The sequence below is a fragment of the Synechocystis sp. PCC 6803 substr. PCC-P genome, from assembly GCF_000284455.1.
In the GTDB taxonomy this organism is placed as follows: Bacteria; Cyanobacteriota; Cyanobacteriia; order Cyanobacteriales; family Microcystaceae; genus Synechocystis.
Genome location: NC_017039.1, coordinates 1,229,040 through 1,242,062 on the forward strand (window position 1 = coordinate 1,229,040; position 13,023 = coordinate 1,242,062).

Genomic DNA, 13,023 nt, shown 5'->3' on the forward strand with positions numbered 1-13,023 from the left:
ATTTCAAGCTAGCCCCAGGGATTCTTCCAACGCACCAATTACGACTTCCGCCACCTGTTGAATGCGAAAACGACAGGCCAGGGTTTCAGTGGAATTAAAACTGCCATTTTCCCAAAATTTATTACTGCCAGCGCCACCACCACACAAACCGAAATAATCACAGGTTTGGCGACATTTTTCCACCCCCTGGGTCATATCGTGGTAAATGCGCTGGAATTTTTCCGTTTGACAAATAGATGCAAAAGAATCCGTTAACACATTACCAAAAATAAAATCACCATACTGGGGCGTTTTAATGGCTAATAATTCTGGGTCAAAGGTGGAAAAGTTACCCTGGTGGTCGATGCTAACAATGGCAAAGGGACGATTCATATCCGTGTGATCGAGACGGTCTTCGGTGTAAATCAAATTGCATAAACATTCAAATTCCCGCACTCGAAATTCTGGTTCACTGGTGCTGGTTAATTGCCAAAATCGTTCCAAAAATTGTCGATATTTTTGTAAAGTGCCCTGTTTATTCAGGGAAGATTCTGTGTTAATTCCCTCTGTTTCTTCCATATTAAAACCCACATCCAGTAGGTTATGATCCCGGAAAAAGTGAAAAATTTCGTCGGGATAATCTAAAGATTCTTCAGTTAAAACTGCAATAACACTGTGACAAATATCATTTTTTTGTAACCATTCAATGCCTCGCATGGTGGCGGCATGGCTACCCCGGCCAGTTCTGGTTTTACGGTGTTTATCGTGGAGAAAAGCGGGGCCGTCTAAACTAATACCCACATGGACAGGATATTGTTTAAAGAGGTCACACCAAGCTTGGTTAATTAAAATGCCATTACTTTGAAAGGAATGGTCAAACCACAGTTGGCGGTGATTGTATTTTTCCCCGTAGGTTTCGATCTTGGCAAAAGCCTGACGGTAAAATTCTAGCCCAGCGGCCAATGGTTCCCCCGCATGCCAACACAGACTAAAGTTGCTAGTGGTAAAAGGGCTAGCAAAAATCGCCTGCATAATTGGTTCCAACAAATCCAGGGGCAGATGATTTTTTAAATGGCGATCGGGTAAGTAACAATAATCACAATCTAAATTGCAATAGGAAGTGGGTTGAATAATAATTAAATTGGTGGGGCCAAAATTAGTTATGTCCACATCCCTTATACTTTCATTAATGGGTTGGGTTTGGTTGACTAAAGCTTGCATAAGTGATCACCAATTGAGGCAAATGATTTGTTATTACAATTAAAGGGGAGAAGTACATACCCAGATTGACTTTTGTTCATTAACTGGATCCATAATCAGTTGTGGCGCTAACCCTAAATTAGATTCCCTTGTTTCTTCAAAGTTAGAACCAAATACTGCTTGAAGTGGTTCACGGGCAATCTCCACAGGAACCTCAAAGGTGACAGCATAAACTCCCCAGGTGCCCGCCGGAATCATAACTGCTGAAACAGGAAGACCGTAATAACTTTCCTTAATTTGATAGTAAGCAAAGTCATCCTCGATTTTATCTGGCACAAGACGCTGAAAAAATCGATGTTTTGGCCGATCAATCCCTTCCCAGGGAGCAAGATAAACTCCTTCAAATTTACATTCAGGAAAGCTCCGCATCATGTCCTCAAAATCACTGGCAAAGTTATCGGTAATGACTTTCGCCGGCTCGGCAAGAAGGGGTTGGGATGGTAATAGTTGGTAACCAACAATTGCCAGGGAGACTATCACTACCCGATAAGCAGAAACAGATGAGAAAGAAAACAGCAATTTTGTTCCCTAGGTTTCAGTGTTGGCTGTGAAATGTTAGTAAACTACCAACGATTAACAAAACCACCGCCGCCGCCCCGGTTAACAAAGCCTCCCCCGTCTCCCCAACCATTGCCCCAGGGATTATTAACATTGGCAAAGCCGCCGCCCCCACTGCCATCGGCCCAGCCGCCGCGCCCGACATTAGCAAAGCCACCGCCCCCGGCACCATCACCCCATCCTCCCCGCCGGGCATTACCAAAACCACCACCACCGCCACCATTGGCAAAACCAGCTTGTAGATTAGCTCGATTGATGGGAGTTTCCTCTGGGGACATTTGATTAGCCCTTTGCTGTAGAGCTGAGCTGATATTGTTTAACCGAGTGGAAAGGGCATTCTGAGAATTAGTTGCCAGGGCATTGCCCGGTTCTGCCACTGTTCCGATCGCCGTTAGGGCAATTACAAATGCTGTCCAGCTAGAGCGGTTATTGATAGCCATGGATATTGCTCCCAGATTAATGAGGTGATGGGGAAAGAACAGATGGATGGATCTCAATGATAAGCCTTACCAACGGTTGATGAAGCCGCCCCCATCAGGCCAACGACGGTTATAGAAACCGCCCCGATCGCCCCAGCCGTTACGCCAAGGATTGATATTGCCGAAGCCACCGCCCCCTCGGCCATTGCCCCAGCCACCTCTACCTAGGTTAACAAATGTACCGCCACCTCGCCCATTACCCCAACCGATCGCCACCTGCATAGGGGTTTCTGGAGATTGGGAAGCATTTTCTGGGGAATTAGCTTTATCAGCAGTGTTTTTAAGGCTGGAATTAATGCGAGCAATGCGGGATTCAATGGTGGTGCCTTGATCTGGGCCATGATGGTCAACAGTGGCAGCCTGAGCTGAAGCGGACGTTACCCCGGCGATCGCCACCAGGAAAGCGGTCCAGCTAAGTTGGTTAGAGTTCATGACAAATACCTAAAAATGGACAACAACAATGGGGGTAGGGATTAGCCAAGGTTGGAACAGTCCCCAAAACGTGCCAACCAAATTACTACCAATTAAAGTCAACTTCGTTTACTGGCCATTTTTGGGTTCCATCACCTGCTCATGGGTAATTACTAGGTAATTAAAAAATTGACGGAGATTGTCATTGTCCACGGGCACAATACCTTCGGTGCCGATCCATTTGTCAACGATGGCCACATCTTCCGGATCCCCTTGGACATAACCCTCCGCTAGCCGTACCAGGGCCCGATTTGCCAAACGCAAAAAGCCGGGATTGTCCTCCCGCACCATACAACCGACCCCATACCTAGTTTCTGCTGGTTGGGGAATAACTTTTGTGTCAGGCATATCCAATACTTGTCGTAGACCTGCCAATTGAATACCATCTCCGGCCACTGCGTCTACAGTTCCTTTTTTCAAAGCTTCCATCCCCGCCCGCACACTGGTAACAGGCACCACTTCGATCTCATTTTGAACAATTTTCACCGCATCTTCCACAATAGTGTTGGGTACCATGGCTACCCGGCGTCCCATTAACGTTTCGCGGGAATTGATGGGAGTATCATTGGGCACCAATAATTGAATGCCAGCCACCGCATAGCTAACTGTGAAGTCCACGTAACGGTCCCGCTCCCAGGTAAAAGCAGTATCACAAACAATGTCTAGCTCCCCGGTTTTCAGTTTGGGCAAGGCATCACTCATATCCTGCACTTCAACAATCTGCAAAACCACATCCCGGCCCAGTTCTTTACCCACTTCCTCGCGGATACGGTCGGCAATGTCGATGGAGTAGCCCACCACCTCATTGTTATCGTTGATATAGGAAAAAGGCACATTGTCCAGGTTGGCCCCGATGGTTAAATTACCGGTGCGAATAATTTTCTCCATTACGGTTTCGGCGATCGCCGCTTGGGCTCCCACCGTAGCGAGTAACAGCCCAATGAAAGTGGCGGAGAACTGCTTCAACATGGCATTAATTAACCAAAAAGTTTGCGTCCAGTCTAATATAGACCGGCTTTTGCCCCGGTAAAGTAAAGAACTATTACAAACATTGTCGCAATCACTTTCTATGACCTTTGGCATTCTCCACGGTGTTAGTGTGGGCCCCGGTGACCCGGAGTTGATCACCCTCAAGGGGTTAAAGATTTTGCAATCCTGCCCCGTGGTAGCTTTTCCCGCTGGTTTACAAGGGCGATCGGGGGTAGCAGAACAAATCATTAATTCCTATCTGAAACCAGAACAAATTCGTCTGTCCCTCAAATTTCCCTATGTGCAAAAGGAAGAAATTCTAGAGCAGGCCTGGCAGGAAGCGGCCGCAGAAGTTTGGCCCTACCTAGAAAAAGGAATGGATGTGGCCTTTGCCTGTGAAGGGGATATTAGTTTTTACAGCACCTTCACCTACCTTGCCCAAACCTTAAAAAGTAACCATCCCCAGTTAGGGATCAACTACATTGCTGGGGTAAGTTCTCCCTTTGCTGGAGCTTCAACCCTGGGTTTACCCCTAACTTGTCAGGAAGAAAAGCTCGCAATTTTACCAGCATTATATTGCCCGGAAGAATTGGAAAAAGCGTTGGATTGGGCGGAGGTAGTAGTGTTGATGAAAGTTCGTTTAGTGTATGGACAAGTGTGGAAAATTTTAGCTAAAAGAGGACTATTAGACCAGGCTTGGCTGTTGGAAAAAATTTCTACCGCCGAGGAAAAAATTTACCATCCCCTCAGCCATTATCCCCAGCTGTCCCTCTCCTATTTTTCCCTAATGTTAATCAAGCAAAATCAAAATAAGATTGGCAGAATTTAACGGAGAAAATTTTCGAGCATAATGCCTTCTTTGCGGCCGTGATCAGTTTGGCGATCGTAGTCCAGATCCCTTTGGCGGTAAAGCTGGATAATCTGTTGAGCAGTGCTTTCAGCTTTGGTTTGTAGACTCTGACAGTTGGGAAATGGGCCGAGATTTAGTAAGGCTTTTTCAATGGCCCTAGCCCCATACAGACCGGAATTTTTATGGTTTTCCTCATGCTTAAATAAAGCGGCCAAGTAGTGATTAAAAACCCTGCGAGCTTCCGGATCACTGCCGTGGTTAGGGGGAATGCGGGGTAGGGTGTAGATAACATCAAGGTTGGTGGTAACTTTAGTGATTTGACATTGTTGGGCTGTGGACCACCATTGATACTGCCAGCGCACTAGCCATTGAGTATAGCCACGGTAACGTTTACCTTGAAAAATAATCGGGCTACGTTGATTTAATTCATTATTTAAATCCCATTTAGTTTTGGGATAAATAGAATAGTATTTATACTCGATTTTAACAATTGGTTCTGCCTCTACCCTAGCCGCCCCAAGCAGTCCCAAAACTATTGTTAATGGGGCAAGCAATGCTGACTTAACATACATTTTGCTCAGCCTGTTCACTGTTGGTAGTGATTACCTCAATTTGGTAATGGTTGCGCCCTTAGTATCAATGGGCAAACAATGACTTTCCGCTTCAATGCCTGCATCATGCCAGGTTTCCACTAGGGTGGAGGCGATCTGGGGAGCCCGGACTTCATCGGCGATCGCCAATAGGGTAGGGCCAGCACCGCTAATTACTAGGTTATAGGCCCCGGCGGCGAGGGCGGCCTGGTGGAGTTGGTCATAGGCAGGAATCAAACTCTGGCGATAGGGTTGATGGATTTGATCCTGGAGGGCCAGGGCTAACCAATCTCCCCGCCCTTGGCTAAAAGCTTGTACCAACAGCGCTAGGTGAGAAGCGTTAAAAATGGCGGCACTACGGTCATATTGATGGGGAAGAACAGCCCGGGCCGCTTCGGTGGATAACTCGAAATTGGGAATGGCCAAAACCGGGACAAATTTGCTCGGCCAATCCAAAGCAACCAATTGCCAATGGTCACCATTTTTGACAGCCAGTTGACAGCCCCCCAATAGGGCCGGAGCCACATTATCGGGATGTCCTTCCATGGCGATCGCCATCTGCAAAATTTCCGAGGTTGTGCAGGGATTACCCGCCGCTTGATTGGCCGCCAATAACCCCCCCACAATGGCCGTAGCTGAACTACCCAAACCCCGGGCCAAAGGAATTTCCAAGTCAATTTCCAGCTTTAGGGGTGGTATAGCCTGCCCAGTTTGTTGATAAAAGTAGGCGATGGCTTGGTAGAGTAAATTGTCCTTGGTGGTGCTGATTTTTTCCCCGTCCCTGCCCCTGGCTTCAATCAATAGATCAACTTCCGGGTCCGTCGGATCAGTCACCGTCACATGGTTATATAACCCCAGGGCCGCCCCCAAACAATCAAAGCCTGGGCCAATATTGGCGGTGGTGGCGGGCACAGAAACGGTAAAGCTGACCATGGCAAATAGCAGGGAAAATGGGGATTAATGCTCTGGCATTATCGGGCTTGGTCTGGGCCAGAGGCAATAGTGGCTTGACCCAGAGGCGATCGCTTGGCGGATACGATTGATTTTTGCCAAGGCGAAAATAGTTTACTTAGACCATGGCTACCTGAATGAATGATTGGGCAGTAATGGAATTAATGGGAGTAAAATATCCATCTATTCATCTGGTTTATTAACATTTACCTATATTTATTTGGGAGTTAAAGCCTAGCCAATGAAATCCACTGGAGAAACACTGAACATAGAAGAAAAAGTTTTTGCGATTGCGGATCAATTTGATCACCAAGGAAAAATTGTCCAGATCAAACCCTTTGGCAACGGCAATATTAATGACACTTTTTTGGTGGATCTAGACGGTCAAACGCAAACTAGTTTTATTTTGCAAAGGATTAACCATCAAGTATTTAAAAATCCAGCGGCAGTGATGGGCAATATGGTCAGGGTAACTACCCATATTAAGCAAAAATTACAACGGCAACCCCTGGAACGCCCTTGGTTAATGCCAGAAGTAATTTTGACTAAAAATAATCAAGATCATTGGGATTCGGGCACTGGAGAATTTTGGCGGGCGATTAGCTTCATTGCCGGTTCGGAATCCTTTGATATTCTGACAGACCCAGCCCAGGCCAAGGAAGTGGGCACAGCCCTAGGCATTTTCCATCAACTGTTGAGCGACCTTTCCCCCAGCCAATTAGTCGATACTCTGCCTGGATTTCACCATACTCCCATTTATCTCCAGCAGTATCAGCGGGCCCTGGCCCAGAATCCGAAGCTAACAGGATCATTAGGCCCAGAAATTAACCATTGCCAAAGGGTCATTAAAACTTGGCTTGATCAGTGTGGAGTATTGGAAACAGCTAAAGCGCAGGGACAATTACCCCTCCGGTTAATGCATGGTGATCCCAAAGTGAATAATATTTTGTTTGATCGCCAATCGGGAAAAGCAGTCAGCGTGATTGATTTGGATACCACTAAACCAGGTTTAATCCATTACGATTTGGGGGATTGTTTGCGTTCCGGTTGCAATCTGTTGGGAGAAGAAACGGAAAACTGGTCAGCAGTGGAATTTGATCTAGATCTTTGCCGGGCTATTCTTGAGGGCTATTTACCCCAATGTCAGCATTTTCTCACCGCCGCTGATTATGATTATTTGTGCCCCGCCATTGTCCTGATTAGCTTTGAATTGGGACTACGGTTTTTTACCGATTACCTTAACGGCGATCGTTATTTCAAAGTTAAATACCCGGAGCACAATCTAATCAGAGCTTTGGTGCAATTCCAGTTAGCTAGCCATATCCAAAGCCAAGAAGATGCCATTCGTCGGATGATCGAGGATATCAGAGGTTAAAGCCTTTTTGGATAAGGAATTATCCTCGCCGCTTACTATAGTCAAGGGTAGTAAACATTGGTTTTGCAGACTCTTTTTGCCAACTGATAACTGTTAACTATCCCCCAAATGGCATTGCACAGTGCTGGTGAGTTGGTCCGACCAATGGGCCGCCGTCTCCGCACAGGCCGCCTCCACCATGACCCGAATTAATGGTTCTGTGCCCGAAGCCCGCACTAAAATTCTTCCGGTGGTGCCCATGGACTTTTCCGCCGTGGCGATCGCCTGTTGCAAAGGGGCGCATTCTTGCCAATGTAAGCGGCGCTCCCGGTCTAGTACCCTGACGTTGCGGAGAATTTGGGGATAGGGTTGGAAACTTTCCGACAGCAGTTCGCTCAAAGATAAACCGGACTTTTGCACTAGGGTGGCTAAATGCAAGGCCGCCTGCAGGCCATCCCCGGAATAACTGTGGTGGTGGCAAATAATGTGTCCTGACTGTTCTCCCCCTAGCATGGCTCCGGTTTCCCACATTTGGGCTTGGACGTTTTGGTCCCCCACCGCAGTGCGAATTAATTTACCCCCCAGTTTTTCCCAAGCTCGCTCAAAGGCTAAGTTGGCCATGACAGTGCCGACAATTAGGTTATCGGGCAGATGGTTGCTCTCCTGGAGAGTTTTGCCCCATAAAAAGAGAATGTAATCTCCGTCCACCGGGCGGCCCTGGGCATCCACCGCCATCACCCGGTCTGCATCGCCGTCAAAGGCAAAACCTAAATCCGCCCCGGTTTCCCGCACAGCCCTTTGCAAACGATGTAAATGGGTGGAGCCGCAATCAACGTTAATTTGACTGCCATCGGCCAAATCGTGCAGAGCTATGACCTCCGCTCCCAAACTGCGAAAAATATGGGGTGCCAAATTGACCGAAGCTCCCCAGGCTAGATCCAACACCACTTTTAGCCCTTGAAAATTCAAGGGTTGGGGCAAACTACCTAGCAAAAAATCTTGGTAATATTGGACACGATGGGGCTGGCCATAACTCCTTCCCCATTGACTGGCATTCAGCCCGGAGGTTTGATTTTGTCCCCGCAGTCCTGCTTCGATCGCCGTGGCTAGGGATTTGGGTAATTTTAGCCCTTGGTGATCAAAAAACTTGATGCCATTGTCTTCCGGCGGATTATGGCTAGCGGAAATCATAATGCCCCCGATTGCCGCTGTTTTTCTGGTGAGATAGGCCACACAGGGAGTCGGACAAAGTCCGAGTTGCCACACCTCTACCCCGGCACTGTTCAAACCGGCGGCCATGGCGTTGGCTAGCATGTCACTGGAAAGTCGGGAATCCTGGCCGATAATCACTGGTCCAGCAGTATCAGTTTGTTCCCGTAATACCTGCCCCGCCCAAAAGCCCAAGGATAAAGCCAAAGGAGCCGTCAACAATTCCCCAGCCTTACCCCGGATACCGTCCGTGCCAAACAATGGCGATCGGGGCAAGCTCAAGCCGAATTCTCCCATCGTTGACGGCAAAGGCAGATCTAAACCACGACTGTGGATGGGGGAAGCAACCATCTGAAAATTTTCCTCACACAATTCTTCCTCTCAGGATAACTGCTCCGGGAAATTTCAGGTAAATCACGCCCCACTGGATTGCCTCAGGGGTTGAACGTCCGCTACCCTTAGAACTGTGACGATTTGTAAAAATCCGCCCAATTTTTAAATTCTGATTCCGGCGAAATATGCCCCATACCATTGTTACGGAAACCTGCGAAGGCGTGGCCGACTGCGTTGAAGCCTGCCCCGTAGCCTGCATTCACCCCGGAGACGGGAAAAACACCATTGGCACCGATTGGTACTGGATTGACTTTGCCACCTGCATCGATTGCGGCATCTGCCTCCAAGTTTGCCCGGTGGAAGGGGCCATTCTGCCGGAGGAACGGCCTGATTTACAGAAAAGCCCTGCCTAGGGTTGGGAGGGGTCTAACTGCCCTCGACTAGCTTAAATTTTGCTGGTTGACTGATATTCACTAAGTTCCGTGGCCTGGGTCGATCAAACTTTTCCACCCTTTATCTATGTCTGACCTCCTCGTTGTTAAGGACGTATTCGCTGGCTATGTGGCTGATGTGCCCATTTTGCAGGGTATTAATTTCTCCATTGCGCCGGGGGAGTTGGTCACAGTTATCGGCCCCAACGGAGCGGGAAAGTCCACCCTAGCCAAAACTATTTTTGGCCTACTCACTCCAAGCCAGGGGGAGATTATTTTTAAAGGGGAAAATATTACCGGCCTTGGTTCTGACCAAATTGTGCGTCGGGGAATGTGCTATGTGCCCCAGGTTTGTAATGTGTTTGGCAGCCTAACAGTGGCAGAGAATTTGGATATGGGGGCCTTTCTACACCAGGGTCCTACCCAAACCCTAAAGGACCGCATCTATACCATGTTTCCCAAATTAGCCCAACGCCGCAACCAGAGGGCTGGGACTTTATCGGGGGGAGAACGGCAAATGTTGGCCATGGGTCGGGCTTTGATGTTAGACCCGGATTTGTTGTTGCTAGATGAACCGTCGGCGGCCCTATCCCCCATTTTGGTCAAGGATGTGTTCGCCCAAATTAAGGCCATTAATGCAACTGGTAAGGCAATTATTCTAGTGGAGCAAAATGCCAAACAGGCCTTGATGATGGCTGATCGGGGTTACGTGCTAGAAAATGGCCGGGATAAGTTGGAAGGATCGGGGCAAAGTCTACTCAATGATCCTTTGGTGGGAGAACTTTATTTGGGGGCAGCGTATCACAACTAAATTTTTCGAGGGCGGCGGGTTTAAGACCGGATTTTTGAATGATTGCTCAGTATCCACAAAATCTCCAAAATTTCTCAACCCCCCCTTCTAGGAATAACGATTTTTTTGCCCTGACCGATTAGTTTTTATTAATTAATTGCCAATTACCTTGCGTATTCTTTCCACCACCAACGTTCTGCAGACCCCCACGGCGATCGCCTTGGGAAACTTTGATGGAGTCCATCGGGGCCATGGGGTGGTGTTGCGTCAGGTGATGGATTTTGCCCAAGCGGTGGAACATCTCTTACATCCAGCGGTGGTTAGTTTTAATCCCCATCCCCGCAGTTTTTTCAGTGGCCGCACCCAACCTTTATTGACTCCCTTGCCAGAGAAAGCAGCGCAATTGACGGCGATCGGCATTGAACAGTTGGTCTTATTACCCTTTACGGAAAAATTGGCCAACCTTAGCCCCAAGCAATTTGTCCAATCCATTTTAGTGGAGCAATTGCAAGCCAAATTTATCAGCGTTGGCCAGGATTTTTGCTTTGGTCATCAACGGCGGGGCAATGTGCAGGATTTACAAAACCTTGGGCAAGAATTTGGCATCACCGTGGCGATCGCCCAATTGGAGCAAACGGACACGGAACGGATTAGTAGTTCCCGTATTCGCCGAGCCTTAAAAGAAGGCAAGTTGGCAATGGCCAATCATTTGTTGGGACGGCCCTATGCCCTCAGGGGGACGGTGGTGCAGGGACAGCAATTGGGGCGTAAATTGGGCTTTCCCACTGCTAACCTTTGTTTGCCAGCGGATAAACTCTGGCCGAAGTATGGAGTGTATGCGGGTTGGGTCAATCTAAATGCCTTGGACGTACCCATACCAGCGGTGATTAACCTTGGCGATCGCCCCACAGTCAACGGCCAGGAACCTTCGGCGGAAGTGCATTTACTGCAGTGGTCAGGGGATTTGTATGGCCAAGGTTTAGAGGTGGCCTTGACCCACTATCTGCGCCCCGAAACAAAATTTGCCGGCTTGGACCAATTAAAAAATCAGATCGCCCAGGACTGCCAGCAGGCAGAAAAGTTACTCAATCTGGATGGGGCGATTCCTTAATGGCTTCAATCTAGGCGAGGGGATCGGCACTGGGGGGAGTCGGGGGAGCAGAAAGCAAATTTCTCAGGCCCAAAGAACCAAAGGCGGCGAAGCCGATGGAAAGCATCAAACTGCTCAGTCCCACCCGTAAGCCTTGTTTAAGAGCTTGGTTAGAGGCTTGGCTTTCTACTTTTTGCCGTTGCTCCGTCACCTGGTTTTCTAAATTAGTTTTAATTTCTTCCATTTTTGACTTCAGGGCGGCAGGATCTTTAGACATTTCCCGTAAACCTTTGAGTTCGTTCACTTGGCGTTCAATATTAGCCAGCTGCTCTTGGTTGAGGGGATTACCATTCGCTTGACCGGAGGCCAAAAGTTGCTCCCCTTCTTGGATTTGTTGTTCCAACGCCTCTGGATTTTGGGACAGGGCATCAAATTGTCTCAGGGCCCCTTCCACCTGTTCTTGCCCCTGGCCAATCTGGGTTTCCAGTCGGGCCAACTCCGCTGTCTTAATTTGGTTCACATTGGTCAAATGTATGGGGATCAACAATAAAAAGACCAACCCCAAGGCGATCGCCAAAATATAAATCGGCATCCGCAAATCAAAGCCATTTTTAGGGGAAGCTCCGGCGGTTTTTGCCATGGTATCCACCAAGTAACCAAGGGAAATCAACCCCATGCCCAACATCGGCACTATACCCCGGTCAACAATGCCCGTGATCGTTGTCAACTGCCACTGGGGATCAGCCATTTGCAGAGGGAAGATGAGGCTAAAAAAATCCAGCAGGGCAATGAGGACGAAAATAACGCCAAACAACTTTAATGTCAGGGCGGTAAAGGCAGGGATGTTCATAAATTCCAGAGAGCAACGCAATATACTATACGCCATCTTAGCTAAGCACTTTCCCCCCATGAGGCGCAATTTCAGCTTTGGGGGTGCCTCCTATCGAAAGTGCAAACAAGATCCAAGATCAAAGTTAGATGGTCTAGATTAGATTAGGCGAATTAAGCCAACGTCTGTCAAATTATCTAAATTATTTCCATTTTGCCATTGCCCATGAGCCTCCCCGCACCGGAAACTCCCCTCTATAACCATCCCCTGCCCCAATTAGAACGCTGGCTCATGGCCCTGGGTTGTCAGCAAGACCGTGGCGATCGCCATTGTTGGCTACTCCATCAAGGGGACTGGGATGCGGAACTGAGTTTGGACACAGAAGAACTTGTGATCTGCTACTTCCCCCACCAACCCCAACGCAAAGTGGTGCGGAGCTTTAAATATTCCCTCAGTCGCCAAGACGTGGAAGCTGCGGTCCTGGAAGGTCCCTAGGTTAACCCCAGGGAAGATATCCTTTACCACCATCCCTTAAACAAAACCAGCAAAGAGCAGTAACAACCCCCAGGTAATTGTCACTGCTTCAACCAAAAACATCGTTTTGGAAATCCTGGCGATCGCCAGTTGCGGCCATTGGGTTTGCCCCATCAGCCCCTAGTCGTCGTAAATGCGGCACTCAGCAGCGTCGGGGTTTTCGTCACAGAACTTTTCCAGGGTAGTTTGGGTGGGATGTTGTTGACGTTGGTGGGCGGCTTCCGCTTCTAGCTCTTCCACCGCATCCCAGGCCGCAGCGCACTCCGCCGGAGAGGCTTCATCGGTACTGCAAACTTGTCTAGCGTTGGCTAGCTCCTGTTCGATTTTTTCTTGAATATTGCTCATA

16 protein-coding genes are annotated in these 13,023 nt (G+C 48.4%); 6 read left to right on the forward strand and 10 right to left on the reverse strand.

Features of this window, described 5'->3' with window-relative positions; all coding sequences use genetic code 11:
• Positions 1-3: 3 nt before the first annotated feature.
• The 5 genes from grrM to SYNPCCP_RS05775 form a co-directional block, all read right to left on the reverse strand.
• On the reverse strand, positions 4-1,200 hold the full coding sequence (gene grrM, locus SYNPCCP_RS05755; protein WP_010872314.1) for a cyclophane-forming radical SAM/SPASM peptide maturase GrrM/OscB: 1,197 nt from the start codon (positions 1,198-1,200) through the stop codon (positions 4-6).
• Between the two features lie 39 nt (positions 1,201-1,239).
• A complete protein-coding gene (locus SYNPCCP_RS05760) occupies positions 1,240-1,758 on the reverse strand; it encodes a hypothetical protein (RefSeq protein ID WP_020861653.1) in 519 nt (172 codons plus the stop codon).
• Between the two features lie 44 nt (positions 1,759-1,802).
• Complete coding sequence (grrA, locus tag SYNPCCP_RS05765) at positions 1,803-2,237, reverse strand: GrrA/OscA1 family cyclophane-containing rSAM-modified RiPP (protein WP_010872316.1); 435 nt, start codon at positions 2,235-2,237, stop codon at positions 1,803-1,805.
• A gap of 66 nt (positions 2,238-2,303) precedes the next feature.
• Positions 2,304-2,708 (reverse strand): GrrA/OscA1 family cyclophane-containing rSAM-modified RiPP, encoded by a 405-nt coding sequence (gene grrA / locus SYNPCCP_RS05770; RefSeq protein ID WP_010872317.1) that lies wholly within the window; start codon positions 2,706-2,708, stop codon positions 2,304-2,306.
• Between the two features lie 108 nt (positions 2,709-2,816).
• Positions 2,817-3,830, reverse strand: a complete 1,014-nt coding sequence (locus SYNPCCP_RS05775) for an amino acid ABC transporter substrate-binding protein (protein WP_102014006.1) — start codon at positions 3,828-3,830, stop codon at positions 2,817-2,819.
• Here SYNPCCP_RS05775 and SYNPCCP_RS05780 point away from each other — a divergent pair.
• Positions 3,817-4,545, forward strand: coding sequence for a precorrin-2 C(20)-methyltransferase (locus SYNPCCP_RS05780; protein ID WP_010872319.1), 729 nt, complete (start codon positions 3,817-3,819; stop codon positions 4,543-4,545). The two genes, SYNPCCP_RS05775 and SYNPCCP_RS05780, sit on opposite strands and share 14 nt — an antisense overlap.
• Here SYNPCCP_RS05780 and SYNPCCP_RS05785 read toward each other — a convergent pair.
• Both SYNPCCP_RS05785 and thrB read right to left on the reverse strand, forming a co-directional pair.
• Positions 4,542-5,096: a DUF922 domain-containing Zn-dependent protease gene (locus SYNPCCP_RS05785; protein ID WP_223211353.1), complete on the reverse strand. Its 555-nt coding sequence runs from the start codon at positions 5,094-5,096 to the stop codon at positions 4,542-4,544. The genes SYNPCCP_RS05780 and SYNPCCP_RS05785 overlap by 4 nt on opposite strands.
• 72 nt (positions 5,097-5,168) lie before the next feature.
• Complete coding sequence (gene thrB, locus SYNPCCP_RS05790; protein ID WP_010872321.1) at positions 5,169-6,089, reverse strand: homoserine kinase; 921 nt, start codon at positions 6,087-6,089, stop codon at positions 5,169-5,171.
• A gap of 259 nt (positions 6,090-6,348) precedes the next feature.
• Between thrB and SYNPCCP_RS05795 the strand changes: the two genes are divergently transcribed.
• Positions 6,349-7,482, forward strand: coding sequence for a phosphotransferase enzyme family protein (locus SYNPCCP_RS05795; RefSeq protein WP_010872322.1), 1,134 nt, complete (start codon positions 6,349-6,351; stop codon positions 7,480-7,482).
• A 93-nt stretch (positions 7,483-7,575) separates the two neighbouring features.
• On the opposite strand, the gene glmM is transcribed toward SYNPCCP_RS05795, so the two are convergent.
• On the reverse strand, positions 7,576-9,021 hold the full coding sequence (glmM, locus tag SYNPCCP_RS05800) for a phosphoglucosamine mutase (protein WP_010872323.1): 1,446 nt from the start codon (positions 9,019-9,021) through the stop codon (positions 7,576-7,578).
• A gap of 167 nt (positions 9,022-9,188) precedes the next feature.
• Between glmM and SYNPCCP_RS05805 the strand changes: the two genes are divergently transcribed.
• The 3 genes from SYNPCCP_RS05805 (at position 9,189) to ribF (ending at position 11,335) form a co-directional block, all read left to right on the forward strand.
• Positions 9,189-9,416: a ferredoxin family protein gene (locus SYNPCCP_RS05805; RefSeq protein WP_010872324.1), complete on the forward strand. Its 228-nt coding sequence runs from the start codon at positions 9,189-9,191 to the stop codon at positions 9,414-9,416.
• A gap of 106 nt (positions 9,417-9,522) precedes the next feature.
• Complete coding sequence (locus SYNPCCP_RS05810; protein ID WP_010872325.1) at positions 9,523-10,245, forward strand: ABC transporter ATP-binding protein; 723 nt, start codon at positions 9,523-9,525, stop codon at positions 10,243-10,245.
• A 148-nt stretch (positions 10,246-10,393) separates the two neighbouring features.
• The gene (gene ribF / locus SYNPCCP_RS05815; RefSeq protein WP_010872326.1) at positions 10,394-11,335 is read left to right on the forward strand and encodes a riboflavin biosynthesis protein RibF; all 942 of its coding nucleotides are present in this window, start codon (positions 10,394-10,396) and stop codon (positions 11,333-11,335) included.
• Between the two features lie 10 nt (positions 11,336-11,345).
• Here ribF and SYNPCCP_RS05820 read toward each other — a convergent pair whose 3' ends face one another.
• A complete protein-coding gene (locus SYNPCCP_RS05820) occupies positions 11,346-12,164 on the reverse strand; it encodes an HpsJ family protein (RefSeq protein WP_020861658.1) in 819 nt (272 codons plus the stop codon).
• Positions 12,165-12,368: 204 nt separating this feature from the next.
• Between SYNPCCP_RS05820 and SYNPCCP_RS05825 the strand changes: the two genes are divergently transcribed.
• Positions 12,369-12,638 (forward strand): DUF3143 domain-containing protein, encoded by a 270-nt coding sequence (locus SYNPCCP_RS05825; protein ID WP_010872328.1) that lies wholly within the window; start codon positions 12,369-12,371, stop codon positions 12,636-12,638.
• 159 nt (positions 12,639-12,797) lie between these two features.
• Here the strand turns inward: SYNPCCP_RS05825 and SYNPCCP_RS05830 are convergent, their stop codons facing one another.
• Positions 12,798-13,022 carry a Calvin cycle protein CP12 gene (locus SYNPCCP_RS05830; protein ID WP_010872329.1) on the reverse strand — a complete coding sequence of 75 codons (225 nt, stop codon included), beginning with the start codon at positions 13,020-13,022 and terminating at the stop codon, positions 12,798-12,800.
• Position 13,023 lies beyond the last annotated feature (1 nt).

Coding starts and splice junctions, on each gene's coding strand:
- grrM (WP_010872314.1), bottom strand. CDS start 1,200: ATGCAAGCTTTAGTCAACCAAACCCAACCCATTAATGAAAGTATAAGG.
- grrA (WP_010872316.1), bottom strand. CDS start 2,237: ATGGCTATCAATAACCGCTCTAGCTGGACAGCATTTGTAATTGCCCTA.
- grrA (WP_010872317.1), bottom strand. CDS start 2,708: ATGAACTCTAACCAACTTAGCTGGACCGCTTTCCTGGTGGCGATCGCC.
- SYNPCCP_RS05780 (WP_010872319.1), top strand. CDS start 3,817: ATGACCTTTGGCATTCTCCACGGTGTTAGTGTGGGCCCCGGTGACCCG.
- SYNPCCP_RS05775 (WP_102014006.1), bottom strand. CDS start 3,830: ATGCCAAAGGTCATAGAAAGTGATTGCGACAATGTTTGTAATAGTTCT.
- thrB (WP_010872321.1), bottom strand. CDS start 6,089: ATGGTCAGCTTTACCGTTTCTGTGCCCGCCACCACCGCCAATATTGGC.
- SYNPCCP_RS05795 (WP_010872322.1), top strand. CDS start 6,349: ATGAAATCCACTGGAGAAACACTGAACATAGAAGAAAAAGTTTTTGCG.
- glmM (WP_010872323.1), bottom strand. CDS start 9,021: ATGGTTGCTTCCCCCATCCACAGTCGTGGTTTAGATCTGCCTTTGCCG.
- SYNPCCP_RS05805 (WP_010872324.1), top strand. CDS start 9,189: ATGCCCCATACCATTGTTACGGAAACCTGCGAAGGCGTGGCCGACTGC.
- SYNPCCP_RS05810 (WP_010872325.1), top strand. CDS start 9,523: ATGTCTGACCTCCTCGTTGTTAAGGACGTATTCGCTGGCTATGTGGCT.
- SYNPCCP_RS05820 (WP_020861658.1), bottom strand. CDS start 12,164: ATGAACATCCCTGCCTTTACCGCCCTGACATTAAAGTTGTTTGGCGTT.
- SYNPCCP_RS05825 (WP_010872328.1), top strand. CDS start 12,369: ATGAGCCTCCCCGCACCGGAAACTCCCCTCTATAACCATCCCCTGCCC.
- SYNPCCP_RS05830 (WP_010872329.1), bottom strand. CDS start 13,022: ATGAGCAATATTCAAGAAAAAATCGAACAGGAGCTAGCCAACGCTAGA.